The following is a 24,501-nucleotide window of genomic DNA, read 5'->3' on the forward strand; positions in this document are numbered from 1 at the left end:
GATGCGGTCGTCAGCAATGTCGGTTTACACACATTTATGTCAGGTTTGGTAAGAAGAAGTGTTACCTATGGCTCAAATTTAGGAGAGGTCATCGTCGAGCTCACACCCAAGCAAGAACGCACCCGTGGTGTGGATGAGATCATCGCAGAACTACGGACGAAAACCACAACCATTAGTGGAATTGCGCGGTTGAGTTTCGTCACACAGGACGGCGGTGCACCACAAGTAGCAGATGTGAGCGTCAAAGTAAAAGGACCGAGATTTGAGAATCTGACTGAACTCACCGGCGTTTTTAAGACAGCCCTATCTCAGATAGATGGCGTTTACGATATCCGAGATGACTTCAGTATCGGAAAATCTGAACTGCACATCTCCTTGAATCAGGAAAAAGCATATCAATATGGATTAACGACGTTTCAGGTTGCACAAACCGTTCGGACAGCGATTGACGGGGCGAAAGCGACAACCTATCGTGAAGCAGATGAAGCGATTGATGTCATCGTCAAATATGAGGAGGATGCCCTTACAAATCTTGCTGAACTTAATAACCTCTTGATTGCAACACCCACCGGTGCTATTGTTCCACTCAAGGATGTTGCGGACATTGTGGAGGAGAAGGGATATGCAGATATCCATCGATTCGAGGGAGAACGGGCAATTACGGTTTATGCCTCGGTAAATAGAGAAAAGACGACTGCCTTTAAAGTGAATCAATCACTCATCAGCGCATTTGCTGATATAGAATCTTTGTATCCGGGATACTACCTCGATTTTCGAGGGGTTTTTGATGAAATTACAGAATCCTTTTCCGAGTTGTGGAAGTTGTTCATTGTTGGGCTATTGCTCATCTATGTTGTATTGGGGGCACAATTCAGGTCGTTTATACAACCGATTATCATTATGTTTGCTGTTCCATTCGGTATGATCGGGGCGATGATTGGCCTCCTCCTTTCCAATGCGACGCTTAGTATCGTCGCTATGTTTGGTATCGTTGCACTCGCGGGGATTGTGGTGAACGATTCAATTGTTCTTATCGACTTCATGAACAAGTACCGAGAAAAGGGGTATAACAAGTGGTACGCTATTCTGAAAGGCAGTAGTCTCCGATTGCGTCCAATTGTTCTCACCACGGTGACGACGATTTTCGGACTCATTCCGATGGCAATCGGGTTAGGTGGTAAGTCGCCTATCTGGATGCCGATGGCATATACCATCATTTTCGGACTCGCTGTTGCAACATTGATGACGCTGTTCGTGATGCCGGGATTATATGCCATCACAACCGATGTCCGAAGGATATTCCTGAAAAACCCAGAAGCACGCTTCCGTCCCGTCTCAGACGAAGAATTGTCGAGGGTGGCAGTTCCTGCAGATGATTAAACAGAAACGTAGAGCGAAATCTCGGAATCTCATTTTATCCACTTTCGCATTCTACAAAATAGATAGGAAATTAACATGAAAATTACTTTTATCGGTGTTGGTGGTATCACCAGAAGTTACCGCCAAAGCCTCAACCAACTCGAACGTCGGATTGCAGCAGTCTGCGATATAAATGCCGAACGCGTCGCATCTATCGCTGATGAAGAAAATGCGACAGCATACACCGACCACAATGAAATGCTACAGACAGAGAAACCCGATGTCGTATTCATCTGCATCCCACCCGGTGCACATACGACGCAGGTGGCTGACGCAGCGGCATCTGGCGCAGCTGTCTTTGTCGCCAAACCCGTCGCACAGGATCTGGAAACCGCGCAACACGCTCGCGATGCGATTGCCACTGCAGGCGTTATCAACCAAGTCGGTTATATGGCGCGCTACAGCGACATCACAGCGAAAGCAAAGGAACTCGTTGGTGATCGTCAACTCACAATGGGGATCGGACGGTTTCTCACAAGGATGGGGGCGGGGCATCCGTGGTGGGGAAAATACGAGGTCTCACGCGGACAGATGGTCGAACAGACAACCCATGTTTTCGACCTCATCCGCTACTTCCTCGGCGATGTCGCAAATGTCCATGCCTACGGTATCAAGGGGGTTTCTGAGGGTATCGCTGACTTTGAGGAGTGCACCGTTTGTAATATGCAGTTTGAGAGTGGCGCGGTAGGCAGTATCACGAGTACCTGTGTTGCACGCGCACACGACCATTTCGCAACCGAATTGGTCGGCGATGACTTCTATCTCAAACTCACGCTTGACCTCGGATTGCGCGGACAAATCAGCGGTGAGGCGATCGACTACACCGGCACGGAAGCTGGTTACTTCCGACAGGTTGAGCAGTTCATCAAAGCAGTTGAAGCCAACGACCAAGGATTGGTCATTTCGCCCTACGCCGATGCTGTCAAGTCTCTCGCTGCCACACTCGCGGCGAACCGTTCGTTGGAATCAGGACAGGTTGAACCGATGGCTCTCTGACTTATCCGAGTAGGCGCGTTTGCGAAGCGAGCCTGCTACATGGAAGTTAGAAAAACGTCAGATACGGTTTTTCATTTATCTCCCGCCATAAGAGGACTGCGAGTTCGCGGGCATGGTAATCTCCCCACATGGAAGCCTCGCCACACGGAATCTTCCTGCCCTCTGGCACATGATCCCAGCCATTCGGACGGTGATACACCGAATGCAACAATAACCCTTGATGTGTCTCGGATTCAGAAAGATACGGTTCAGCGAAGAGCGTTTTCGCGACCGTTAAACCTGCTTGATAATAGGAATCTCCAGCCTCCGACTCGCCATGCTTTCTGAGATAGTTGCCGAGTCGAATTAAGCCTTGCGCCGCAATCGCCGCTGCGGAGCTATCCACGGGTTCCAAATCGTTATAGGGATCTGCAGGGACTGCCAAATAATCACCGAGTTCCGCTAAACCGGGTGCACCGGTATCCCAATACGGAATCCCATCTTGTGCTGTGTTCTCAATATAAAAATCCGCAGTGGCTTCCGCGGCTTTGCGCATGTGTGCAGTCGCCAGTTCATATCCGCCGTAAGGTTCAAGCATATCTGCCGGCAATGTGTCAAAAAACTCAAGTTGCTCTGCATACCCCGTAATAATCCATGCAAGCCCGCGGGTCCACGTCGTAAAGGGTGAATACCCCTGCTGCGTGCTTGGACATCGATAGTTCCCATCGTTCGTATTAAAGATAGATTCATGCACCACCCGTCCACGCAGATCGAACGCATCACGTCCTTCGCCGTAGTAGACGTTATAGGTCGCTGTCGTCTGCGAATGGTGAAGCAACCGTTCCAGTAGGCTGATAGCGGCATCCCCCTCACCCATCAGCACGGCACCGAGGGTATGTCCAAGCCCTAAAGCTCGCAAAGACCGGATAGTGTCTGAGAAGAGTGAATGCGGTCCGTTGAAGGAAGCGATATATCCTGTCCCATCACTAATACGCGTCCAGCGACTCGCCTGCACGGCAGCGGAGGCTTTCAGGGCGAGTTCATAGAAATCCATCTCGCTATCGTTCCACGGAATCACATCCTCACGCATCAAACGCCGGAGGTTACCATAGGTAGAGACGTTATTGAACCCGTGATCGTGGACACCGATATGTGTCACGTGGGGTGCCATTTTCTCAACCGTGTTCCGTCTACCGATCTCAAGGAACTGTTCATCGCCGGTGGCATCAAATTGAAGGATAGCGGAGCCGAATTGAAACCCTTGGGTCCACTCGGTCCAGCCGCGTGTCGTGTAGGTCCCAGCGACCGTAAACACAGGTGTTCCGTTTTCGGGGAGCCATGTGTCTTCTATGGCTAAAATCTTTTGACCTGAGCATTCAAAAAGCCTCTCAAGCTGGGACTTCAGATCAATGGGACGCAATGAATCGTTTATCTGCATATTTTTAATTTTCCTTATCAGTATCTCTATAGCGTTCACATATCACTTCGATGAGATTGGTTGTGGATTTACCGGGAACGTTCAAACCGACGATAACCTCACCCCCGTTTGCCTCAACGACATCCCTTTCAATGAGTTGTTCCAATTGATAGTCGCCACCTTTAACGTGGATATTCGGTTTGAGTTCGGAGAGTAAGGAAATTGGTGTTAATTCTGGAAAGATAACGACGTAATCAACACATTCTAACCCGGCGAGCATTTCTGCGCGCTCATCTTCAGGGACGAGTGGACGATTCTCACCCTTGAGGTGTCGGACTGAACTATCGCTGTTGACGGCTACCACGAGCATATCCCCAAGCTGGCGCGCCGCCTGAAGGTAACGGAGATGGCCCAAATGTAGGACATCAAAACAACCGTTGGTCGTGACAACAACGTTGCCGTCTGTTTTCGCTTGCTTAAGGATAGAGGCAAGTTTGCTGCGATGATAAATTTTATGGTTTAACATTTTTCTATTTAGTGGCAGTTTTCCCAATTACCAACGGTTTCTCCTGATTCGGCGCTTCTCACTCGCTCTCCATTTGCGCTCCCCGGCCCCCGCTTCTCGAAGCAGGAGACGGAGAAACTCTAATGCAAAACGTACCATGAACACTAATACTTTTGTCACGAATTTCACGTGGATATCCTCTTTGCTTGCTTGAATGAATGGGTAAGACCTAAGCATTAATAGTCTAACACGCATCAGACCGCTTGGCAAGTTTTTCCTATATTGCTGAATTCCTGACCTCGTGCTACAATGCAGTGGAAATTGCAATAAAAAAAATACACCAAATTAGGAGGAAAGAGATGACAGATCCAAAAGAACAGACACATCGTGGGTTACCTATTTGCACGCTCGGTGCCCCCGGACACGGCAAAACAACATTGACAGCGGCGATAGCGAAAGTTGTTGCGAGAATCGGCGCGATCCACACAAACGGCGATAGCGATTTTGAAGCACAAATCCCAATCAGTCACCCAATCCGAGAAGGGGTTGGCATTACCTACCGTGCGATCGCGTATGAAACCGGTGGTAAACTTTACACCCACATCGATTGCGAGACACACATTGATGTGGTCAAAATGCTCGTCAGCGGTTCTCCCGCAATCCATAGCGCAATATGGATCGTAAATGCGGTTGAAGGGGTTACACCTGACTCCGAAGCACACCTGCGTCTTGCCAATCATACACATCTCCCGACAGTGTTATCCTTTCTGAATACAGATGGCATTCCAAATGACGATGAACTGATAGACATTTGCCAACAAGAGATGAGAGAGCTGCTGAACGGGTGTGGTTGGGATGAGGATACGGCTCCAATAATTGTTGGGGACGCGCGCAAAGCATTAGACTACAGGGGAGACAGCATTACCTCTGCGCAGTGGCAACCGATTGTTGACTTTATCTTCGCCATGAATCGGGCAATGCCTGCCCCCGTGGACACAGCACACTTACCGCTTATCATGCCAATCCATGAAATCGCTGCGGAAATGAAGGAGCGTGTGTCCGTGCGCGGCGATATTGTGCAGGGACAACTCGCTGTGGGACAAGCGATAGATGTTGTGGGCAAAGGGGATAGAATTAAGACGCGGGTTCTCAGCATAACGGAGGATGAAGTATGCGTTGAATCTGAACCCGACTGGTTGTCTATTGGACAGGTGCTTTGTACACCGAAGACCGTCAAATCACATTCCGAATTTACCGCACTCATCTATCTGCTGACACATGAAGAGAGCAGCACCCACATCCCGCTCGTAGAAAACGATAGACCTGACATCCATTTATGGGGTATTGACATGCCAGCGCATCTAAAACTTCCGCCAAGTCTCTCCCTGCTTACACCAGGGGCTTATGCACACGTCTCTCTTACGCTTGATCTACCCTTGGTGATGGAGGTTGGCACGCGGTTTGAAGTGAAAAAGATGGGATCGCGCATAGGAATTGGGGTTGTGACGGGTGTGGCGTGATGTTTTTCTAACGTGCAGCAGCAATCGCATCTGACAGGGCGAGGTCACCGGTATACAAAGCACGTCCAATAATCGCGCCGCTGGCACCGATCTGCTTCAAAGCCTCAACGTCAGCAAGCGATGTGACACCCCCCGAACCAATGACATCCGCAGGGATGGCATCAATAATATCAGCCGTTGCGTCAACATTGGGACCTTTGAGCATCCCATCGCTTTTGATGTCGGTGTAGATAAGCGTTTGGACCTCCGGCATCTCTACAGCAAATTCGACGGCAGATTTTTGGGAGACCTCTAACCATCCGTCCGTGGCGACCTTTCCATCTCTGGCATCAATGCCGACAGCGACACGCGCACCGTATTCGGCACACGCCTGTTTCACGAGACTCGGTTGTTTGAGTGCAACCGTTCCTAAAATGGCGCGATCCACGCCTAATGTCAGAACCGCTTCTAATTGCGCCATACTGCGGATACCTCCCCCCAGCTGGACAGGAATATCAAGGGCAGAAACGATTTCGCTGACGATGTGGAGGTTCGCCGATTCACCCTGAAACGCGCCGTCCAGATCCACGAGGTGCAAGTATTCCGCACCCTCGGTTTGCCACCGCAGTGCCATTTCTATAGGTGCATCCGAGAAAATCGTCTCCTGCGAGGCGATCCCCTGCACTAAATTCACACATTTTCCACCGCGAAGATCGATGGCGGGTAGTATATACAAAGTCTTTCCTTCCGTAGTTGACGGCACAACGGCGTGTGCCTACTACTATTCATCTCGGAAAATACCGAGCAATTTCAATTGGACGATTGAGATAACCGCAATAATGAAAAACAGTACCCATCCGATCGTCGCCGCATAGCCGAGACGCATGAACTGAAATCCATTTTTGTAGAGATACATGACGATCGTCGAGCCGGCATCCGCAGGTTCACCCCCGTTTGTCAAAATGAACGGAAGGTCGAAGAGTTGGAGCGAGCCTATCATCGAAACCACGAAAACGAAGGCTATCACGGGTCGTAAGGAGGGGAGCGTGACATGGATGAACGCCTGCCACCAGTTGGCACCATCAACGGCTGCCGCTTCATACAATTCCTGCCGAATCCCTTGTAATCCCGCTAAAAAATAGATCATATTGAATCCCGCCCATTGCCAAACACCTGTCAGGATGACCGCCGGCATCACGTATTTCTCCTCGTTTAACCAACCGATCTCTTTGCCGAAGAGGACGAATTCCTGATTTACTAAACCTGCCCGCTGGTCGTAGACGAGGTTAAAGATAATCGCGACAAAAACGCCTGCAACAAGGACGGGTGCGAAAAAAGCGAGACGTAGGAAATTCTTTCCCTTGACGAATTTGGAGTTGAGCAGGATCGCTAACAGCAGCGCAATCGGTAGTTGGAGGGTAAGCGTGCCTACTGCGAAATAGGCGGTGTTCCGTAACGATTTCCAAAAGATTGGGTCGCCGAACAGATCCGTGAAGTTACCAATGCCGACAAATATCCGACTTTGGAATCCACGCATTTCATAGAGACTCATCACGAGTGACGAAATAAGCGGATAGCCCATAAAAATGACGAAAAGCAGATAAAATGGAGCGATAAAAAGATAGGGAGCGATTTTCTGTTGTTGATTCCAAAGCAGGTTTGTTGTGCGTTTCTGCTTCATATTTTTTAATTATTCCTTCCACTGCGTTTCAGGCTACGTTCTAAATGTCTTTTGCGGAATTTACAGGTCTCCCCATCTGCCTCTATCCTTGGCAATCAGGGCTCGCACTTTTTCTGCCAAATCGGTTAACGCCTCTCTCGGTGTCTGTTTCTCGGTGACAGCAGCGAAAATTGCATCGTTGAGGAGATCTGCCCCTTCCGACCAGTAGGGGTTCTGATACCGCGCTGGCATATCGGGTGCCAATTTGATAAATAACGCTCCCAGCTGCTGTCCCCCCAAGTAAACATCAGGTTCCTTAAAGATGGGGGCATCCCATGCGGATTTGAGCGGCGGAATAATGCGGGTCGTCTCATAGCGGTTGACAAGACCGGGGCGGTCAAAATAGGTAAACTTGAGCACTTCCCACGCCAGATCCGGGTTTTCACACTGCTTCGTGATCCCGATCATGGTTCCCCCGCGCGTTGTGGTTCGCCGACCCCCGGGGTGCCACGCAGGCATGCTGATCGCCTTCCATTTACCGGACATCTGCGGCACCTGACTCTTGAGAATGCCAACATACCAATCCGGCGCAAGGATAGAGAGAATCTTGCCATCTTGCATCGCGGCGAAATTACTCGGATCCCCGTGCCATGTGCCGTATACTGGGGTAGCGATTTTATGTTCATTGAACAACGCCGTGAAGAATTCCAACGTTTCGATCGCGAGTTCACTGTCTATAATGACGTTGCCCTCTTCGTCGAAAAATCCTCCGCCCTGTTGGAGGAGTAAACTGAAATAGTCGCTCTCCGTGCGCCGATCCAACACGATTGCGTATTGGTCAATCCTACCATCGCCATCAAGATCGCGAGTCGCCTGCTTTCCGGCAGCGATGAAGTCGTCCCATGTTTCAATTTCTGTCATTTCAACACCAGCGGCTTTAAAGAGATCATCCCGGTAGAGTAGGATGACGGGATGTAAATCGTGCGGGATGCCGTAAATCCGACCGCGGTAGGACCAGGGTGTGAAGCGACTGACGACCAATTTCTCCATCCATCCTTCGCTTTCTAAACGGGGACGCAAATCAACAAAGCCTACTTCGTCGATGGCTCCCTTAAGAAACCGACCAATGGATGTAATCTCAACCTCAACGAGATCCGGGGCACCAAAGTTGGATAACATCGCAGCGAGGAGTTTATCGTGCATGGTGTTACCGAAATTGATGAGTTGGACGTTGATGCCTGGGTTCTGTGCCTCAAAGATGGGGACGCGTGCCTGGTATTCTTCGTAGTGGGTGTTCGCGAAAATCCAGAATTCGAGATTCTCACCTTCCTCCTCCGTCCGTCCGAAAATGAAAAGCGTAGAAATCAGGAACAGAACCAACATGACCATCGGTCCCTTGCCGAGTGGAAAACTCTCGGAATCAATAGGAAGGCGAAACATAGATAACTCCGATCAGAAAAAAATCGCTTGACTTTTGCACGCGTAACGATTAAAATTTATCAGAATACAGTCTTTTTAGCAACAAACTTTTTGTTTGGAGAGGAAGAGGTCGCGAGTATGGGAAATCCGCAGAAACCCCACGTAAAAACACTCGCGCCTACGAAAAAGGAGTTCTGTCTGCAAAATATATCAAAAAGGAGGGTAACTCTATATGCCCACATACGAGTATAAGTGTCTCGCATGCGACAACCGATTTGAGCGGTTTCAGGGTATTACCGCCCCCGCCATCGAGGAATGCCCGGAGTGCAATGGCAAAGTGAAACGACTCATCGGCGCTGGTGCCGGATTGATTTTCAAAGGCTCCGGATTCTACATTACGGACTACCGCAGTGAGGGCTACAAAGAATCAGCGAAGAAGGATAAAAATGAGTCGTCAGATAAAAGCACTTCATCGGACAAAAGCGGGAAAAAAGAAAAGAAAACCGATACGAGTGGCGAATCAAAGAGCACGTCCACCGATTAGAAACTGAACTCGTAATCTCAAGCAATGCCTTAACCGTGTTCTGCTTTTAGACGATGTGCCTTCCGAATGAGGTTATTATCCTTCGCAAACTTCTGTGTCGCCTTTACCAACCCATCTACATGTGATACCATGTCCTTCTCGACTTGCACAATCCGGTCGATCAGATACGGCTGATTGCCCTGTTCTATTGCCTTCCGCATGATAGAGAGGAGATACATATAGATGGCATCCGCCTCACTGCCTTCAATCGCGATTGCGATTGCGAAGGCTTCATCGAGCGAAATCTCTCCACTCTCGACCTTCTGTTCGTGGGCATCCAGAGCGTCCGTAATTTGCTGAACTGGGAGGTCGGATAATTCTGTCACAGGGGCATCAATCCCGAAGGCATCCACACACACAGATCGTCCGAAGTCCACGAGAATGTAATGTTGCCATTCTTCTGTGCTCATCTGTTCCCAAAATCGCGCGATCCGTTCATCAACACTCCCTAAGTGCAACGAGAGGGAGGCATAGAGCTTCGCTTGCCGCAGTTCAATGTCTTGACAAAGATCAAAAAGCTCTCCGAGTGTCAAACGTTTCTCCTTCCAAGGTAGCAGGTATATGCTGCTGTGCCGTAACTTTTAAGGTAGTAGGCACACGCCGTTGTGCCGTAACCCGTTCTAAATATGAAGGGGCAAGGTAATTGCGGTCCCCGATTGCATACTCAGCGTGACCGCCTCCGTAAATTCCATATATTTCACACCCGTATCAAAGTCAGTGTGTGTGATAACTTCCTCGCCACGGATAGCGTTCACAAATTCTTCCTCGACTCGCCACGCGCCCGCCTCTGAATCAGGAATATCAATCTCGGTGAGTTCAGTATCCGCTTTTTGTCCGCCGTAAAGTTGGTTCCCCGAAAAACGTAAAGTTCCGTTGCTGCCGAAGACATAAACTTCCGGCGCGCCTGCTAACCCTGCGACATTAGAAACCTGTATGTGAAGTTGCGCGCCACATTCAAGATCCCCAACGACATCGATATGTTCAGGAATCCGCACAGCGCGCATCACACCGTCGGCATCCGGACGCATCTTGACGAAGGTTTTTCCCATCGCCATAATTCGCGTCGCTTCTCCGACCCAACGGATCAATGCCTCGTACCAGATTCCCATACTCATGATGTTAAGACCACTGAGGTCAAAATCCTGTCGCCACTGGAGCGGTGCCTCGCTGTCCAAAAACGCGCCGCCTGCGCGTGCTTCCACGGCAAGCACATCCCCGATGTATCCGTCAGCGATGAGGCGTTTTATGGTATTATCTGCCCGCAATGTCATCGGCGACGGAACGATCTGCGCGATGAGATGTGTTTTCTGACGCGCGACCTCTCGCATTTTATGCGCTTCTCTGGCGTTCATCGCCATCCGCGCCTCACACATCACGTGTTTATCCGCCTCAAGTGCCGCGATGGTAGCCCGGCAATGCATATAGGGCCATGTCCCGATGACAATCGCATGGGTATCCGCATCGGCGATCGCATCCTGCCAATTGCCGTAAGTCTTGGGAATACCGAATTCATCTGCGACCCGCTGTGAGGATTCCAGACTCCGATTGCAGACCCCGACGATCTCAACGCCTTCGATGGCTTGGAGTCCGGGAATATGTCGTGATTTTGTGTTGCCACCTGCACCGATAACCCCGACTTTAATTGTGTCTTGTGCCACTTATTTTTGCTCCTTCCATTTTTTTGAATCACACTCTCTACTTTAGCAGCAATTGGGAAAGATGTCAAGTGATAATTTTGAAGTAGGGTCTGTCGATATTTTGTCGGAAAGTAAAAGGCGGGGTGATATTTGCGTGGCGTTACTTTTTTGTCTGAAACGCGAATATCGGTCCGCAAACGAGCGGTTTGCGCTACAAAAATGCTGCGAATAATGAACCACCCTCACTCAATTTCTACAATCTGAATATTGTTTCCGCAAGTATCATTGAAAATAGCAAAAATTGTTGTTCCTATCTTAGTAGGCTCTACACTGAATTCGACGCCAAGGTTGATTAATCGCTCATATTCTTCCTGAACGTTTTCCACACTGAATTGGGTATATGGAAGCCCTACATCAAATAAAGCTTTTTGATACGTTTCGGCGGGTCCAAAATGGTTACCAGATAATGGTTCTAACAAAAGTTCCGGTCCGTCTTGTTCTTCTTTTGCGACTACCGTAAGCCATCTGTCACCATTTTCTAAGGGAATATCCGTCTTCTTAACGAATCCCAATTTTTCAGTATAAAATTTTAACGCAGTTTCCTGATCTTGAACAAAAATGGCGGTTACTCTAACTTTCATAATATAATTTACCTCGAATTCGCCCGATGGAGCGAATACTAAAAGATTGCGTAAGTCCGAAAAATGTTACACCAGTGTAACATTTAGTGTATAGAAGGCATCGGTAATAAACCCAGTGGTGATGCGGGTTTATAGACGTTTCTTTTTCGATTTTTCTTTGCGAAAAAAATAATTTGGTGGAAAGTGTAACATTTTGCAAATGAACGACAAATCCGTTTACCGATTAGGTTTTTTGTTGCGAGTTCGGCAGAAGTCAGCGTATTTTACGCCTTGTTTCATCCGCTTTTCCTGTCGTCATATCACGAATTCCATATAGGTCTCCAAGTCACCGAAGATAGCGACGAGACGTGCTTTGGCTTGCTGAATGTCTTCCACTGGATCCTTACACATTAGCGTTCCTCCATTATCGCCTTTGGCGATTCAACGCGGGGCGGCGAATAAACCGCGTCGCGACAAACCCACTCAATTCTCGGACGCGTATATGCGTTTGCAAGATAGAAACTCGGTTCAGGAATTTCTATTCATTCAACCTGACAAGAAGAATCCTAAAACGCATCCTTAATTTTCTCAAAAAACTCGTCTGTAAGAAATTGAACGATTTTCTGACCTTGAGGATCCGAGAGCAGTTCCATCACTGTGCTTACCGAACACCACCTTCTCTACCGCCCGTTTAACTTGACTTTTTGTGAGTTTCCCTCTTTTCGGGTATGGACGTTCCGAAAGTCCTTAAGAATATCTGAGATTACACTAAAATTTACAAAGTCGGCAGGATCCTTCCGTTCTTCACAAATCCATTGACAGAATTCTTTCTTTTTGAATTCAGTTTAAATTCAAGCGGAAGGGGTTTCTTGTATCACAGGAATGACATAACTCCGAATCTTCACACCGTCCACGACTTCCGTCTGGATACGCTGTTCTGGATGCCGACGATGATCGAAGACAACATAGTACCCCTCGCCGACCCCTTCCGTTTTGAGATAAGCGGCGAGTTGTTTCTTTCCTGCCTCATAACGGATGTTGCCTCTCCAAATCTTTGTCTCAACAATGTATTTTCGCTGATTGTGGAGGATAAGAAGATCCATCTTGCCGGCACCGGTTGCGACTTCAAAAGCCATGACGCCTCCCACTGCCTTGACAAACGAATCGAGGTAGGTAAGGAGGAGGTGCCGCCCCACATATTCCTGCGGGGTTTCTGGGACCTGTAGAATCTTGAACCCTACGCGTAGGATGAAATCTCGAAAGTTATCGAGCAGAGATTGCATCTCAAGCTGCCCTTCGGAGGTGAGGTAATTGCGGAATCCGTTGCTATTGTCTTCTGCGAAGTAGTCTCGTTCCAATCCATTCACGGTGGGTGTGAACGCCTCTATGATGCAATGCAGATAAATCGGATTGATAATCTCACACGTTCCATCTGTCCCTTTGACGATAACCCCATAGGTGGCGAGTTCGCTGATGAGCGGATCGCGTGGATTGAAGCGTATCCCTTCCTCATACGACAGGATGTCCATGAGGAGGGTTTCAAAGCGGCGATCCCTGCGGATATTTGTCACGAGATGTGCCAGGTTGGTATTATCTTCCGCAAGCAGTTGCTCGTATGCCTTCGCGAAGTGTGCCATCGTAATTGTCTCAATTTTGGGAATGTCCAGTTCCTGGGTGAGAATTTGCGCGGTACGATTGACAAGAAAGGGTTGTCCGGCGGTTTGTGTGTGAATAGATTTTACGACTTCCGGCGCGAAGGCTTGCCCGACTTCTCCAGTATACTGTCCGAAGAGCTCACCTACTTGTTCACGTGTGAAATTGGGCAAGTGAAGTTCATCTTGGATGTTAAAGGGTGAGATGGATCGGTCATAATCAAGCTGTGTTATACTTTTGACACCGACAATACCGACGCTGTGTGGGCATAGAAACATATCAGACAAGTAGATGTGACGAAGTGCATATAGAAAATCGCTCACAAGGGCTTGCGGAATGCCATCAAACTCGTCAATGAGAAGGACGACCCGCTGACCCCCCAGTAGATTCCCAAATCGTTGAAAGAACGTTACCATTGAAAAAGCATCGGTCAACTGCGTGCCCTCTAAAAATCGCGCTAACGCCGTAGAAGGCACCTCGCCGCGTTCTTGGAAAACAAACTGGATCTGCCAACGCATCATCTGGTAGAGCCTTGCGTAAAAAGTGGCGGCAGACGTGTTACGCTGTATTTGAAAATCCAGTTGAATCGGGAAGTAGGTGGGTTCCTCGGCTGTGAGTGTATCAAGTGCCCATCGAAAGAAGGTCGTCTTTCCAGTTTGGCGCGGCGCGAAAAGAACGATGTACCGTCCCTCTTTGATACGGTTGATGAAATCTCTCACCTCTGCTGTGCGCGTAACGACATAGTGCTGGTCGGGGTGCACAGTGCCTCGGGTTCCAAATGTTCTCATCTCTTTTTCTTCCGGTTAAGTCCTTGCCTGTTTGTCTTCAGAACTCTGGGGGTTACCTACGTCTACCACATCACTGTGCCACCGGTGTTGATGTCTTGGCCTGTCATGTTCGCGGAATCTTCTGAGGCGAGAAAGACTGCCAAGGACGCAGCGTCCTCTGACCCTGACCCCTTATCGCTATACCCCTCATCCGAACACCATCTTCCGGCGATTACGCTTTTCGGATTCGTCCGTCCGTATCGCTCCCGTAATGCGTCTTCGTCGAAGGGTCTGTTCATGTATTCGGCTCTACCTCTGGCGAGTTCAAGGCTTCGCTCTACATGCCAGCCCGGACAGATGGCGTTGACGGTGATATTGTAACGCCCGACATCCGCAGCGAGTGTGCGTGTGAAACCAATGACCCCCATCTTTGAGGTCGCATACGGTGCCCTATGCGAAAGCGGTTGTTTGCCGGTCCCAGAACTGAAGTTTATGATTTTCCCGTATTCCTTGCGGATCATCTCTGGGAGGACGGCTTTAGAACAGATAAACAGTGAGTCGAGGTTGACCTCAAGCGTGTGTCTCCATTCCTCCAAAGTCATGTCCCAGACATCCTTTGTGGGTCCTGCGATACCGACGACATTGGCGAGTATATCGACGGTGCCAAATTTCTCGATGGTTGCGGCGACCATCTCAGCGACAGGTGCTTCTTGTGAAACATCGGTCTCAAAACAGATCACGTCCCCACCGGCGGCTCTAATGTCTGAGCCGACCTTCGCCTCTAACGCCTGCACTGGCATCACATCAGAGATGGAGACGGCGGCACCCTCTTTTGCGAAGCGTCTTGCGACTGCCTCGGCGTGTCCCCTACCGGCACCCGTTACGATTGCGACTTTGCCCTCTAATCTTCCCATGAATCTTCCCTTTCCGAATGAAATAGATGTAGTAAGTTAACATCATAGCAGAAGCGGTCGTAGGTGTCAATTGAAATTGGCAGAACCATTCACATTGACAAATTTCAGCGTGTGATATACACTCACACTATGAAAACGGAAACAACAGACCGCGCACGCGGCATCATCGTGGGAATCACAGGCGGGATTGCGTGCGGGAAGACGACAGCCTCAGATCTGCTTGCAGAAAAAGGGGCAATCCCGATCAATGCAGATGAAATCGGACATCAACTCCTCAAGGCGGACAGTCCTGTTATCGGGGAACTCACGGAGGCGTTTGGGCAGGACATTCTCGACGCATCCGGGGATGTGAGCCGAAAAAAACTCGGTGCCATCGTCTTTAACGATAAAGCCGCCCGGGAACGCTTGAACGGTATCCTGCATCCGTTGATTATCGAACGCTCACGCGGACAGGCACGCCACCTCGTCACGGAAGACCCCATGTGCGTCGTGCTACTGGACGCTCCACTCCTCATTGAAGCGGGTGCGTATGACACTGTCGATCTGATTGTCGTTGTGACGGCTTCGTCAGAAACGCAGCTGCGGCGCACATTGGAACGCAGCATCGCACAGGGGAGACCGCTTACCGAGTCCGAAGTTCAAGCGCGGATTGATTCACAGATGCCGGTCACGGAGAAAGTCAAGTATGCCGATGTTGTTATAGAGAACGAAGGGACGCTTGAAGAACTTCACAGACAAGTGGATGCGCTTTGGGAGCAGCTTCAGAGCAGAACTAATCCCAAAGAATATTAATCGCACTCGCCTTCATAACACAATAAACCTCTGAGCCTTCCCTCAATTGCAACTGATCCCGTGCTTCGTGCGTGATTTTCACGGCAAGATGATGCCATTCAACGAGAATAGATAACCACGTTCGTTCGCTCCTCACATCAAGATACTGAATTTTTCCGGGTAATATGTTGCGTGCACTCACCGAGATATCCGGTTCAAGCGAGATAATAATATCCTCAGCACGGATAGCGACCGGAACAACCTCCCCCACTTCAACATCAATATAAGGTATAATAAGAGACTGGCTCCCGATTTCTAACGCAGTCAAACCGCGTGCCTTGTTTGAATCCGTCACTGGAAGGAATAGAATGTTTTCGACACCCGTCATCTGTGCAATGGGCATCGCGGAAGGGGCAGTTAGCAACCGGTGCGGTTCACCGTTCGCCATAATTTCGCCATCAGCAATGAGGAAGGCTTCGTCAGCGAGTGCCATTGCCTCGGAAAAGGTGTGCGTAATATAAAGGATGGGTATCTCAAAGGCTTCTTTAATGTGGCGCAGATAGGGTATAATTCGATCTTTTAGCGCGCTATCAAGCGCAGCAAGCGGTTCATCCATCAGGAGCATTCGCGGCTCCATCGCCAGGGCGCGTGCGATTGCAACCCGTTGACGTTGACCCCCAGAGAGTTCCTTCGGATACCGCTGAAGCAGTTCGGAAATTTCGAGAACGTCTATCGCATCTGAAGATTTTCGGGGATTCGGTTGTCCATATCGGATGTTCTGCGCAACCGTGAGATGCGGAAACAGGTAACCCTCTTGAAAGACATAGCCGAACCGCCGCTTTTCAGGCGGTAGATTAATGCCAGCAGCAGAGGCGTAAAGGATCTCGTCTCCAAAAGTAATTTCACCTTCATCCGGGGTCAACGTGCCGCTCACGCAATTGAGAAGTGTGCTTTTACCACTGCCAGACACGCCTAAAAACGCTGAAACTTTTGTTTCCAGCGTGCAATTGACCCGTAAGGTAAAATTACCGAGGCTTTTGCGGAAATCGAGTTTGATTTTGGGACTATCTGCCATTCTTTAATTATTCCTTGCGGTTCGATGAGGTGAATCGCGCGCCTATCGGAGCGTGAAACGTTCCGTTAACCAGAGTGCTATGAAGGCAACAAGGGTTGAAATAAACACCAATCGATAGACAGAGGCATCCTCTCCGAGATGGACAGCACTGAAGATCGCTAACGCCATTGTTTGGGTTTTGCCGGGGATGTTTCCTGCTACCATAATTGTCGCACCAAACTCGCCAAGACTTTTGGAGAAACCGAGAATCGTGCCACCGATAATTCCGCGATGCGCAAGCGGAAATGTGATCGTCCAAAACACCTTCAGAGGAGATGCGCCAAGCGTCCGTGCCGCATTTTCAAGCTCCAACGGCACAGACTCCATCCCTGTCACGATACCCCGCACTAACAGCGGAAATGAGATAATTGAGACCGCAATAATAACAGCCAACTGCGAGAAAACGATCTCTATACCGAAAGTTTCATAGATAAATCCACCGATGATCCCATGTTTGCCCAATAGGATAAGGAGTAAGTATCCGCTGACGATAGGCGGCAGCACCAACGGACACATCACAAGCGTGTTGAGGAAAGATTTTCCTGGGAATGTGCGTTTTGCGAGTAGCCAACCGATCAATAACCCTGGTGGAAACATTATAACGAGACTGAACAACGCAACTTTTATAGATAAAAAGAGGGCGGTAACTTCGGCGGGGGTAATCTTCATTTTAGGACCAAGAACGTGAATCCGTGTTTTTCAAAAACTTCACCGCTCTCCATGGAGTGTAGGTAAGTCATAAATCTACGCGCCAATTGTTTGTGGGGGCTACCCTTCATAACGACAGCAGGATAGATGATCGGTGTATAGGTTTCAAGCGGTAACTGATAAAGCACTTTTATGCGTTGGGTGAGTGTTGTGTCCGTTTTATAGACAATCGCTACATCCGCATTCCCGGCGGTTACATACGCAAGTGTCGCGCGGACATCTGTCCCAAAGACGAATTTCGACTGTAGCGTCTCCCATAATCCAAAGCGAGTCAAGGCTTCTTTGGCGTAAGTGCCAGCGGGCACTATGTTGGGATGCCCAATAGCGATTCTCGAAATTTCAGGTATAGCAAGATGCGTCAGCGTTTCCACAGAAATCCCAGCACTTTGATCAGAGACGAGCACCAACCGATTGGTTAACAAATCCTTACGACTTTCGACTTCGAGCAGCCCGTTGGTTTCCAAGGCAACGACTTGGCGTGGGCTTGCTGAGATGAAGATATCGGCTGTCGCCCCCTTCTCGAGTTGGCGTTGTAACGTCGTAGACGCGGCGAAGTTGTAATAAATTTTAACGCCATTTTCCGCTGTAAATGCTGTCCCAATTTCGCCAAGCGCATCCGTCAAACTGATTGCTGCGAACACGTTCAACGCCGTCTGTTCCTGCCCCTCCTGTGTGCACCCTGGAAGCATCATTAACAGCATCAGCAAAACGATCGCAACACAACCTCTGATGACTCTGACCATCACATATCCCTTCATTCACAAAAAACTCTTGACAAGGATAACACAGCTGCTAAACTATGTCAAGCAATCGGGATCTCAAATAGGGCTATTTTGGTAAACTCCACAATAAGGAAAATTAGAAAAATGAATCAGCACGATTTCAGCATCACCGAGTCGGAGCTTAATTTTTTTAAGACGTTCGGTTATCTCAGTTTTCCGCAATTGATGGCGGACCGGATTACGGCAATTCAGGATGCTTTTGAAGCTGTCTGGGAAGAGCGCGGCGGTGGACATAACGGTAAACCGCACGAAGGCACTGCCCGTTCCTGCATTGTGCCGTTCATTGATCAGAGTGAAGAGTTATCATCACTCTTAGACGATCCACGGATTTTAGCGATCGCGAAGGCGTTGCTGGGGGATGATTTCAACTACATGGGCAGCGACGGAAACTTCTATGTCGGGGATACGGGGTGGCACTCGGATGGCGGACATAAGTTGGAAGATCCGATGCACATCAAGATCGCGTTCTATCTCGACCCACTGACTCGCCATACGGGCGCACTTCGCGTTATTCCGGGAAGTCATCTCTTTGGTGATAATTATGCGGATGCACTCTCTAAACAGGCTGGCAAAAGTCAAGACTTTTGGGAAATACACGGTAAGGATGTCCCCGCGACGGTCTTTGAGACAACCCCGGGGGATCTGGTTCTGTTTAACCATAACACCAAACATGCCGCGTTCGGGGGCGGCGGGCGGCGACGGATGTTTACGATGAATCTCTGTCAACGCTATCCTCATGATAAACTGGATGCACTGCAAGCCTATATCTCTGGATCTTCACGTTTCTGGATCGATCGGAAGTATGGCGAGAAAATGATACGCACAGCGACACCTGAACGGTGGATACACCTTGAACAGGTGCGGGCAAACGATGGGCATCTCGCTGAACTCTCGCGCCAAGCACGCGAGCGAATGAAAGAACCCTCGCGCGGGTAATCGTTTTCGGTTGTCAGTAGGAAACATCTGTTGCCTCTGTAACTCCTATGCGTATTCCCAAGCATTTTGGACGTAGGCGATTGACGCTTCAAACCCTTGTTGTCCGGAACGGCTGGCTTCTTCGATGCTGAACCAACCCTCGTAACCCGCTTGTCTCAAGCGCGAGAAAATTGGTTGGATGGGTGAGGCACCCGTGCCGACGCGGACGGGTTCAAATATCCTAACTGCCCGCAGGTCGAAGATATGCATAACAACGATGCGTTGAAGGACTTTCTCCAGAAGTGCGAGGACGTCTTCACCGAGGACGAGCGGATTCGCAGTGTCGAAGCAGACACCGAGGGGTGTATCGGCAAGCGCATCTAAGATTTCTAAGAAAATCTCTGTCGGTTGTGAGAAATCCCAGTAATCCCAAGGCGCGCCTTTGGTATGATTCTCGTATGCGAGGGTGATACCGTGCTTTTCCGCTTCGTCAAGGGCACGACGGAATCCGTCTGTCACCCAACGCACGCCTGCTTCGCGTTCGGTGTCGGGGTGGTTTTGTCCGGCTGTCACCCGAATAAATTTTACCCCCAACGCTTTTGCCAGTCCGATGTCTGCCTTCAGGTCGGTTAACTCCTGTGTGCGTTGCGCTGCATCGGGATGTGTGAAATCGCAGTAACAGGCGATCATACACGCCTCTATGTTGAACTTTTCGAGGGCAGCGCGTGTGTTATTTATCGTTTCTGTGTCGCGTTTTGGAAAGAATTTGATACTGAAATCGACTGCATCCAACCCTAATTCCGCACCGAGCTGAATCCAATCAGCGACGGTGCTTTTTTCTGTGAAAATGTCGTCATAAAGAGAGACGGGGAGGCAACTGAGTTTCATTGTGTATTTCCCTTTGGTGGTCTAAAACATTCTATAGACATAGCACTCCGCTGGAGTGCAGTTATTGAAACATACCATTTTCTATAGACATATTGCTCCACTGGAGCAAAGAGGTATAGTTTTCAGAAACATGGATTTCACGCTGCTTCAACGTGCCTGACTGATAATTGTCCAAACTTTGGTAAAATTAAAAATTGTCCAGAGCCCGTAGCTCGTAATGAAATGGAGAGCGGATATACGGAGAGGGAGATGAATGTCTACGATCCATCTGACCGAACCGCAAGGAATAATTAAAAAATTAAAACATGAAACGGTACATGGGGCGTTCTAAGGTGATACCGATGAGGGTCCAGATGGCGCCGAGTAGAAATTCGCCAATCACCAAACCTATGAAAAACGGCATCGCGCGCCGATAGGTGCGGAGTCCACCTGTCTGGAAGAGAATCGCTTTTATCCCCCACGACAAGAAGATTGAGAACCAATACCAACTCGTATTCCAAAAACTAAGTGACAAGGCATAGCCTGCGGGATGGAAGGGCCACCAGATGAACCGGCGGCGTAGCATCATCAGAAGCGTTGTTAAGGCAATCGCACCACTGGAAGCGGAAACCGCACCGACATCTATGGATTGTGGGTTAATGAGCCACTGCTTCAGCTGCTCATAGGTCCAACGGCATTGCGCCTGCTCACCATAGACTGCCGCCCCGTAGTGATACCCTTGTGCATAGTATGCCCACGCCGATGAAATCGTCCCGACGATGGTCACCAAGATGATGGCAACGATAAAGCGGTTGTGCGATAGCCCGCGCACTTGTGCTACCTTGAAACCCTCCAACATAATCGGCATCGGATGCGAACGATAGGATCGGTTGAAACCGTGAAACATACTAAACGTGGTTAATCCCTCTGCACCAATGCGGCGGGTGCCGAGAAAGGAGACAAGGACTTTATCTGGTCGCCACGGCACATCGTGTGCCGGAGGTCCAACTTCAGCACGAATACGGGTAATGGCAATCGCCAACGCGAAGAAGAGCGTAAAATAGCCGAGAATGCTGAAGATCGGTGTGCCTGTGCTTTTGAAAAACACAAGGATGAAGATGCCGCCGAGTATTAACCCGATAATCGCGTATCGGATGTGTGCTGAAGGTGTATCCAGTGTGTCGGGTTTCCCATTACTGCCTCGGAAGGCGTTTTTCACCTGTCGCGCGATAAATTTTCGGGTGAGCCATATTGCAGAGATGCCTAAGCAGAACCATGCCCCAAACGATTGTGCATCGAGAAATGGGAATCCCGGAAGGTGTCCGATGCCTGCCATGGTGCCCCAGACACGCGTCATTTTGTGGAAGAGATAGAAAAACCAGATAGAGAACGAGAGCTCCAACGGAATGAAAAAACTCATCCCGATAGCGAACGGATAGACGGCAATGGGCAGTCTACCGATGGCGTTCAGTGGCTTTGTCTGAAAATACTGTCCTAAATTGTAGAGACTCCCTCCTAATCCCGGCACGACTGGAAATAGAAAGTGGAGACCGTTCAGAAGGTTTATCCCGCCTGCGAGCACAGCTCCTAACAGAAATAGCCGATTGCTCAGGAGGACGCGTCCCCCATTTTCCGTCAAATGTAGAGGAATCTGGATGACGGGGTAGCTGAGTTTTTCGTGGTTCACCCATTGGTGTCGAATGAGGATCGTGATACAGAGCATCATACACGTTAGCACGATAATGAGAGCCGACCACCAGAGCACAGGGGACATCCAGAGTTGTAGGTGTTGGACGGTATGAAGTGAGTCGTCCCCTTGATAAAAGGTTGCCAGCACGTTCCGTTCTTTGATGGTCAGCCAATCGGGCATGTGCCGAAGGAACAGTTCACCCCATTCATTCTCAGGACTCGCGAACCAGATGGGATACGTGAGCAGGGGCCATAGTATCTGGAGGGTATCGTGTCCAGCGAGGGAGGAGGCGATGGATACGAGTAGGTAGACCACCATTAACTCGGCATCGGTGAGGCTCGCATTTTTCCCGATGGCTCGGAGCAAAGGGTTTACCGCCATCAAGATGAGCACAACAAAAATGACGTTGAAGTAAACCGTGGAGACAGTCGGGAAACTCTGACCTGTGCCATAACCACTGGGACCCCAGTTGATCATGAGCCAGTAGGAGTTTGGGATGGTGATGAGGAGTGCGAGGAGGACAGCGCGAATGCTGACTTTTGGCGAAGCTTGCGGGTTTCCAAAACTTGCTCTACGAAAGTTATTTGGCATATTTTTACCGGTGCGGCGCGTATTCCCAATCGAAACGCTGTCGTCCATAACGCGTGCCATCAATTTCGGTCTGGTGACAGACGAAACACCTATGGGCTTCGGTGACACCGTGCAGCTCATGCACTAACTGAATTTCTTCTGTGTTATGCACGTGGCATTTGAGGCAGGTGTAACTTCCATAGTCAGAATCGGCATAAATAGCAATCTGATCTGCTACCCTCAGCACATGATAGGTGCGATTGTTTTTAGTATCTGTGATTGTCCATGCGTTTCCTGTTTCTTTGATAGCAACAGGAGAGGTTTCGGGTACCCTGCTATCATTTTGTAAGAACCAAAAGTGCAAGTCTTCAGGAATGGTCTCTGACGTATCCAAATCTTGAGGAAACGTTGTGCTGACATGGAACAGGAGGCGTTCCGGTGTATGGCATCTCGCACAAGGCACATCGTGAACTTCTGTGAGGGGGAAGAATTCGTCGTGCTCCAGTTTCTTTTGTCCGTGGAACACAATGCTAACGAGCAGAATCGGGGCAAGAATGAGATGACATCGGAGCAGAATTCGGCGCGCACCACGAGCGGTCAGACTCACAGCGATGCCAGTGCCTAAGTTCGACAAAGCGAGCAAAAAGGTAAGCCATGAGTGCCACACCAGCGGTTGGAATGCAGAATGAAATAGCACCAAGCACAAGCCTAACGAGGCGAGCCGTTGATGGTATTTGAGCCATGTCTGACGATTGCCCCATCGAATCCAACGGCTCCGCAGGAGGTAAAGACTCGCAATGGCGATGGCGATCGCACCGATGATGCTGATGGTGTGTCTCGCTTCACCGAAACTGCCTGCTTGCCAAATACATAAACCTGAGATAACAGCGGCACCGACCATGCCGTGTCCGATTTGGATGAAAACGTTCATGCGTTTAGTTTAGCATGAACCCGGAGGGCGGTCAATGAAAAAGATTTAGGTGTGAGACACAACTGTGACTTTCTAAGGAAATGGATGTTGCGTTACGGAATCGGAGTTCTTCTGGCTAATTTTCCTGTTTTTCTGGATCTGCCCAACGGAGAAAATCTGTGGCTGTTAAGGGGTCTCTGAAAGTGTTAAAAATAATTCCGAAAATTCTGGGTTCTTGAATTGCAAGCCAAATGAGTCCGTCGTCTTGTCCATATTCATGCAAGGTCTTTTGCGTGTTTTTTTTTGCTGTCTCGGTAGTGTCTTCAACAAATTTTGAAAAATCTTTCCAAAAAGCTTGGATTATGTTTGGCTGGATTTCTTGGGGGGGCAACCATCTGAAAAGTGGTGCATTTTTAACTGCGTCAGCTTCTGCTTCTTTTAGATGCGGTGGTATGCGTTTCTGATGGATGTTGAGATAGATAAGGATAGTTCTGCCTTGATGTACAGTAGCAAGTTTATGGAAGTTGGCTATATCTTGATCATTAATTGCGAGATGTACCAGATGTTTTTTTAAAATAGGACGAATTTTCTTTTTAGCCTCCGGCGGCGTTGTTTCAAGGAGCTCATCGAAGGTTTGAAAGGGCTTTCCCTGCTTGGAAACGCGAGAGAGAAACGCTAAGTAGATATCTGAGTTTGCAAGGGCTTGAAGTGTTTTAAAGTTCTCATCTAAAATCGGAGGTGGAAACGCCTCTTGAAGTCTATAAAATGTTCTTTCTTCCAAGTTTGCAATAGGCACATCATTCAAAGTAGAAACAGACTCTATTTCCGCAGAAGGCGTTAATATATCGTCCGGTGGTTCTGTACATCCCGAAAGGAGCAAAATACTGAGGCATAGAAACCTTGTAAATTGTTGGCGCGTGTAGATTTCAGAAGTCATAAGAATGTTTCCTCCACCCCCAAAGAGGGTATTCTTAGGGCATTAACCCCCTAAATCCCCAATCCCCCATCTGTGTGTTATTCACATCTCCGAGCCCACGAGGCGTAGAGGAATGGGGGGGAGGGGGGGGGTGGGTGTAAAAAATAGGGGGGGGGGGGGGGGGGGGGGG

At 49.2% G+C, this 24,501-nt stretch carries 23 protein-coding genes; 6 read left to right on the forward strand and 17 right to left on the reverse strand.

Going from position 1 to position 24,501, the window contains the following annotated elements; genetic code table 11:
• Both F4X88_03450 and F4X88_03455 read left to right on the forward strand, forming a co-directional pair.
• Window positions 1-1,380 (forward strand): efflux RND transporter permease subunit (locus F4X88_03450; protein MYA55330.1); only part of this gene is annotated, 1,380 nt, incomplete at its 5' end.
• Window positions 1,381-1,455: 75 nt separating this feature from the next.
• Entirely contained in the window at window positions 1,456-2,415 is a 960-nt protein-coding gene (locus tag F4X88_03455; protein ID MYA55331.1) for a Gfo/Idh/MocA family oxidoreductase, read from the forward strand.
• 46 nt (window positions 2,416-2,461) lie between these two features.
• Here F4X88_03455 and F4X88_03460 read toward each other — a convergent pair whose 3' ends face one another.
• Both F4X88_03460 and rfaE2 read right to left on the reverse strand, forming a co-directional pair.
• Window positions 2,462-3,832 (reverse strand): glycosyl hydrolase, encoded by a 1,371-nt coding sequence (locus tag F4X88_03460; protein MYA55332.1) that lies wholly within the window; start codon window positions 3,830-3,832, stop codon window positions 2,462-2,464.
• A gap of 4 nt (window positions 3,833-3,836) precedes the next feature.
• Window positions 3,837-4,337 carry a D-glycero-beta-D-manno-heptose 1-phosphate adenylyltransferase gene (rfaE2, locus tag F4X88_03465; protein MYA55333.1) on the reverse strand — a complete coding sequence of 167 codons (501 nt, stop codon included), beginning with the start codon at window positions 4,335-4,337 and terminating at the stop codon, window positions 3,837-3,839.
• 338 nt (window positions 4,338-4,675) lie between these two features.
• Between rfaE2 and F4X88_03470 the strand changes: the two genes are divergently transcribed.
• Entirely contained in the window at window positions 4,676-5,836 is a 1,161-nt protein-coding gene (locus F4X88_03470) for a hypothetical protein (protein MYA55334.1), read from the forward strand.
• A 7-nt stretch (window positions 5,837-5,843) separates the two neighbouring features.
• Here F4X88_03470 and hisA read toward each other — a convergent pair whose 3' ends face one another.
• From hisA to F4X88_03485, 3 genes are read right to left on the reverse strand one after another with little or no spacing between them, the layout of a single operon-like run.
• Window positions 5,844-6,551: a 1-(5-phosphoribosyl)-5-[(5-phosphoribosylamino)methylideneamino]imidazole-4-carboxamide isomerase gene (gene hisA, locus F4X88_03475; GenBank protein ID MYA55335.1), complete on the reverse strand. Its 708-nt coding sequence runs from the start codon at window positions 6,549-6,551 to the stop codon at window positions 5,844-5,846.
• Window positions 6,552-6,596: 45 nt separating this feature from the next.
• Complete coding sequence (locus tag F4X88_03480) at window positions 6,597-7,496, reverse strand: sugar ABC transporter permease (GenBank protein MYA55336.1); 900 nt, start codon at window positions 7,494-7,496, stop codon at window positions 6,597-6,599.
• Between the two features lie 60 nt (window positions 7,497-7,556).
• On the reverse strand, window positions 7,557-8,915 hold the full coding sequence (locus F4X88_03485) for a sugar ABC transporter substrate-binding protein (protein ID MYA55337.1): 1,359 nt from the start codon (window positions 8,913-8,915) through the stop codon (window positions 7,557-7,559).
• A 211-nt stretch (window positions 8,916-9,126) separates the two neighbouring features.
• On the opposite strand from F4X88_03485, the gene F4X88_03490 reads away from it, so the two are divergent.
• Window positions 9,127-9,438, forward strand: coding sequence for a zinc ribbon domain-containing protein (locus tag F4X88_03490; protein MYA55338.1), 312 nt, complete (start codon window positions 9,127-9,129; stop codon window positions 9,436-9,438).
• 29 nt (window positions 9,439-9,467) lie between these two features.
• Here F4X88_03490 and F4X88_03495 read toward each other — a convergent pair whose 3' ends face one another.
• From F4X88_03495 to F4X88_03515, 5 genes are all read right to left on the reverse strand, one after another.
• Window positions 9,468-10,010, reverse strand: coding sequence for a hypothetical protein (locus F4X88_03495; protein ID MYA55339.1), 543 nt, complete (start codon window positions 10,008-10,010; stop codon window positions 9,468-9,470).
• An 87-nt stretch (window positions 10,011-10,097) separates the two neighbouring features.
• The gene (locus F4X88_03500) at window positions 10,098-11,135 is read right to left on the reverse strand and encodes a Gfo/Idh/MocA family oxidoreductase (GenBank protein MYA55340.1); all 1,038 of its coding nucleotides are present in this window, start codon (window positions 11,133-11,135) and stop codon (window positions 10,098-10,100) included.
• A 221-nt stretch (window positions 11,136-11,356) separates the two neighbouring features.
• Window positions 11,357-11,755, reverse strand: a complete 399-nt coding sequence (locus tag F4X88_03505) for a VOC family protein (protein ID MYA55341.1) — start codon at window positions 11,753-11,755, stop codon at window positions 11,357-11,359.
• A gap of 830 nt (window positions 11,756-12,585) precedes the next feature.
• Entirely contained in the window at window positions 12,586-14,175 is a 1,590-nt protein-coding gene (locus F4X88_03510) for a hypothetical protein (GenBank protein ID MYA55342.1), read from the reverse strand.
• Window positions 14,176-14,237: 62 nt separating this feature from the next.
• A complete protein-coding gene (locus tag F4X88_03515) occupies window positions 14,238-15,068 on the reverse strand; it encodes an SDR family oxidoreductase (GenBank protein ID MYA55343.1) in 831 nt (276 codons plus the stop codon).
• 63 nt (window positions 15,069-15,131) lie between these two features.
• Between F4X88_03515 and F4X88_03520 the strand changes: the two genes are divergently transcribed.
• On the forward strand, window positions 15,132-15,860 hold the full coding sequence (locus tag F4X88_03520; GenBank protein ID MYA55344.1) for a dephospho-CoA kinase: 729 nt from the start codon (window positions 15,132-15,134) through the stop codon (window positions 15,858-15,860).
• On the opposite strand, the gene modC is transcribed toward F4X88_03520, so the two are convergent.
• Genes modC through modA form a run of 3 tightly spaced genes read right to left on the reverse strand, consistent with a single transcriptional unit; the run spans window position 15,841 to window position 18,419 of the window.
• Window positions 15,841-16,914 (reverse strand): molybdenum ABC transporter ATP-binding protein, encoded by a 1,074-nt coding sequence (modC, locus tag F4X88_03525; GenBank protein MYA55345.1) that lies wholly within the window; start codon window positions 16,912-16,914, stop codon window positions 15,841-15,843. The genes F4X88_03520 and modC overlap by 20 nt on opposite strands.
• Before the next feature lie 42 nt (window positions 16,915-16,956).
• The gene (modB, locus tag F4X88_03530) at window positions 16,957-17,622 is read right to left on the reverse strand and encodes a molybdate ABC transporter permease subunit (protein MYA55346.1); all 666 of its coding nucleotides are present in this window, start codon (window positions 17,620-17,622) and stop codon (window positions 16,957-16,959) included.
• Window positions 17,619-18,419 carry a molybdate ABC transporter substrate-binding protein gene (modA, locus tag F4X88_03535; protein MYA55347.1) on the reverse strand — a complete coding sequence of 267 codons (801 nt, stop codon included), beginning with the start codon at window positions 18,417-18,419 and terminating at the stop codon, window positions 17,619-17,621. Before modA ends, modB begins: the two co-directional genes overlap by 4 nt.
• 108 nt (window positions 18,420-18,527) lie before the next feature.
• Between modA and F4X88_03540 the strand changes: the two genes are divergently transcribed.
• Window positions 18,528-19,379 carry a hypothetical protein gene (locus F4X88_03540; GenBank protein ID MYA55348.1) on the forward strand — a complete coding sequence of 284 codons (852 nt, stop codon included), beginning with the start codon at window positions 18,528-18,530 and terminating at the stop codon, window positions 19,377-19,379.
• 45 nt (window positions 19,380-19,424) lie between these two features.
• On the opposite strand, the gene F4X88_03545 is transcribed toward F4X88_03540, so the two are convergent.
• The 4 genes from F4X88_03545 to F4X88_03560 all read right to left on the reverse strand — a co-directional run bounded on the left by F4X88_03545 (window position 19,425) and on the right by F4X88_03560 (window position 24,332).
• Window positions 19,425-20,246 (reverse strand): TIM barrel protein, encoded by an 822-nt coding sequence (locus tag F4X88_03545; GenBank protein MYA55349.1) that lies wholly within the window; start codon window positions 20,244-20,246, stop codon window positions 19,425-19,427.
• Window positions 20,247-20,544: 298 nt separating this feature from the next.
• Window positions 20,545-22,506 carry a hypothetical protein gene (locus F4X88_03550; protein ID MYA55350.1) on the reverse strand — a complete coding sequence of 654 codons (1,962 nt, stop codon included), beginning with the start codon at window positions 22,504-22,506 and terminating at the stop codon, window positions 20,545-20,547.
• A gap of 4 nt (window positions 22,507-22,510) precedes the next feature.
• Window positions 22,511-23,416 (reverse strand): hypothetical protein, encoded by a 906-nt coding sequence (locus tag F4X88_03555; GenBank protein ID MYA55351.1) that lies wholly within the window; start codon window positions 23,414-23,416, stop codon window positions 22,511-22,513.
• A 115-nt stretch (window positions 23,417-23,531) separates the two neighbouring features.
• Window positions 23,532-24,332 (reverse strand): hypothetical protein, encoded by an 801-nt coding sequence (locus tag F4X88_03560; protein MYA55352.1) that lies wholly within the window; start codon window positions 24,330-24,332, stop codon window positions 23,532-23,534.
• Window positions 24,333-24,501: the final 169 nt, after the last annotated feature.

The organism is Candidatus Poribacteria bacterium (assembly GCA_009839745.1).
GTDB lineage: Bacteria > Poribacteria > WGA-4E > WGA-4E > WGA-3G > WGA-3G.

Excerpts from the sequence above, each read along its gene's own strand:
- F4X88_03455 (MYA55331.1), top strand. The coding sequence starts at position 1,456 with ATGAAAATTACTTTTATCGGTGTTGGTGGTATCACCAGAAGTTACCGC.
- F4X88_03460 (MYA55332.1), bottom strand. The coding sequence starts at position 3,832 with ATGCAGATAAACGATTCATTGCGTCCCATTGATCTGAAGTCCCAGCTT.
- rfaE2 (MYA55333.1), bottom strand. The coding sequence starts at position 4,337 with ATGTTAAACCATAAAATTTATCATCGCAGCAAACTTGCCTCTATCCTT.
- F4X88_03470 (MYA55334.1), top strand. The coding sequence starts at position 4,676 with ATGACAGATCCAAAAGAACAGACACATCGTGGGTTACCTATTTGCACG.
- F4X88_03480 (MYA55336.1), bottom strand. The coding sequence starts at position 7,496 with ATGAAGCAGAAACGCACAACAAACCTGCTTTGGAATCAACAACAGAAA.
- F4X88_03485 (MYA55337.1), bottom strand. The coding sequence starts at position 8,915 with ATGTTTCGCCTTCCTATTGATTCCGAGAGTTTTCCACTCGGCAAGGGA.
- F4X88_03490 (MYA55338.1), top strand. The coding sequence starts at position 9,127 with ATGCCCACATACGAGTATAAGTGTCTCGCATGCGACAACCGATTTGAG.
- F4X88_03505 (MYA55341.1), bottom strand. The coding sequence starts at position 11,755 with ATGAAAGTTAGAGTAACCGCCATTTTTGTTCAAGATCAGGAAACTGCG.
- F4X88_03510 (MYA55342.1), bottom strand. The coding sequence starts at position 14,175 with ATGAGAACATTTGGAACCCGAGGCACTGTGCACCCCGACCAGCACTAT.
- F4X88_03515 (MYA55343.1), bottom strand. The coding sequence starts at position 15,068 with ATGGGAAGATTAGAGGGCAAAGTCGCAATCGTAACGGGTGCCGGTAGG.
- modC (MYA55345.1), bottom strand. The coding sequence starts at position 16,914 with ATGGCAGATAGTCCCAAAATCAAACTCGATTTCCGCAAAAGCCTCGGT.
- modB (MYA55346.1), bottom strand. The coding sequence starts at position 17,622 with ATGAAGATTACCCCCGCCGAAGTTACCGCCCTCTTTTTATCTATAAAA.
- modA (MYA55347.1), bottom strand. The coding sequence starts at position 18,419 with ATGAAGGGATATGTGATGGTCAGAGTCATCAGAGGTTGTGTTGCGATC.
- F4X88_03540 (MYA55348.1), top strand. The coding sequence starts at position 18,528 with ATGAATCAGCACGATTTCAGCATCACCGAGTCGGAGCTTAATTTTTTT.
- F4X88_03545 (MYA55349.1), bottom strand. The coding sequence starts at position 20,246 with ATGAAACTCAGTTGCCTCCCCGTCTCTCTTTATGACGACATTTTCACA.
- F4X88_03550 (MYA55350.1), bottom strand. The coding sequence starts at position 22,506 with ATGCCAAATAACTTTCGTAGAGCAAGTTTTGGAAACCCGCAAGCTTCG.
- F4X88_03555 (MYA55351.1), bottom strand. The coding sequence starts at position 23,416 with ATGAACGTTTTCATCCAAATCGGACACGGCATGGTCGGTGCCGCTGTT.
- F4X88_03560 (MYA55352.1), bottom strand. The coding sequence starts at position 24,332 with ATGACTTCTGAAATCTACACGCGCCAACAATTTACAAGGTTTCTATGC.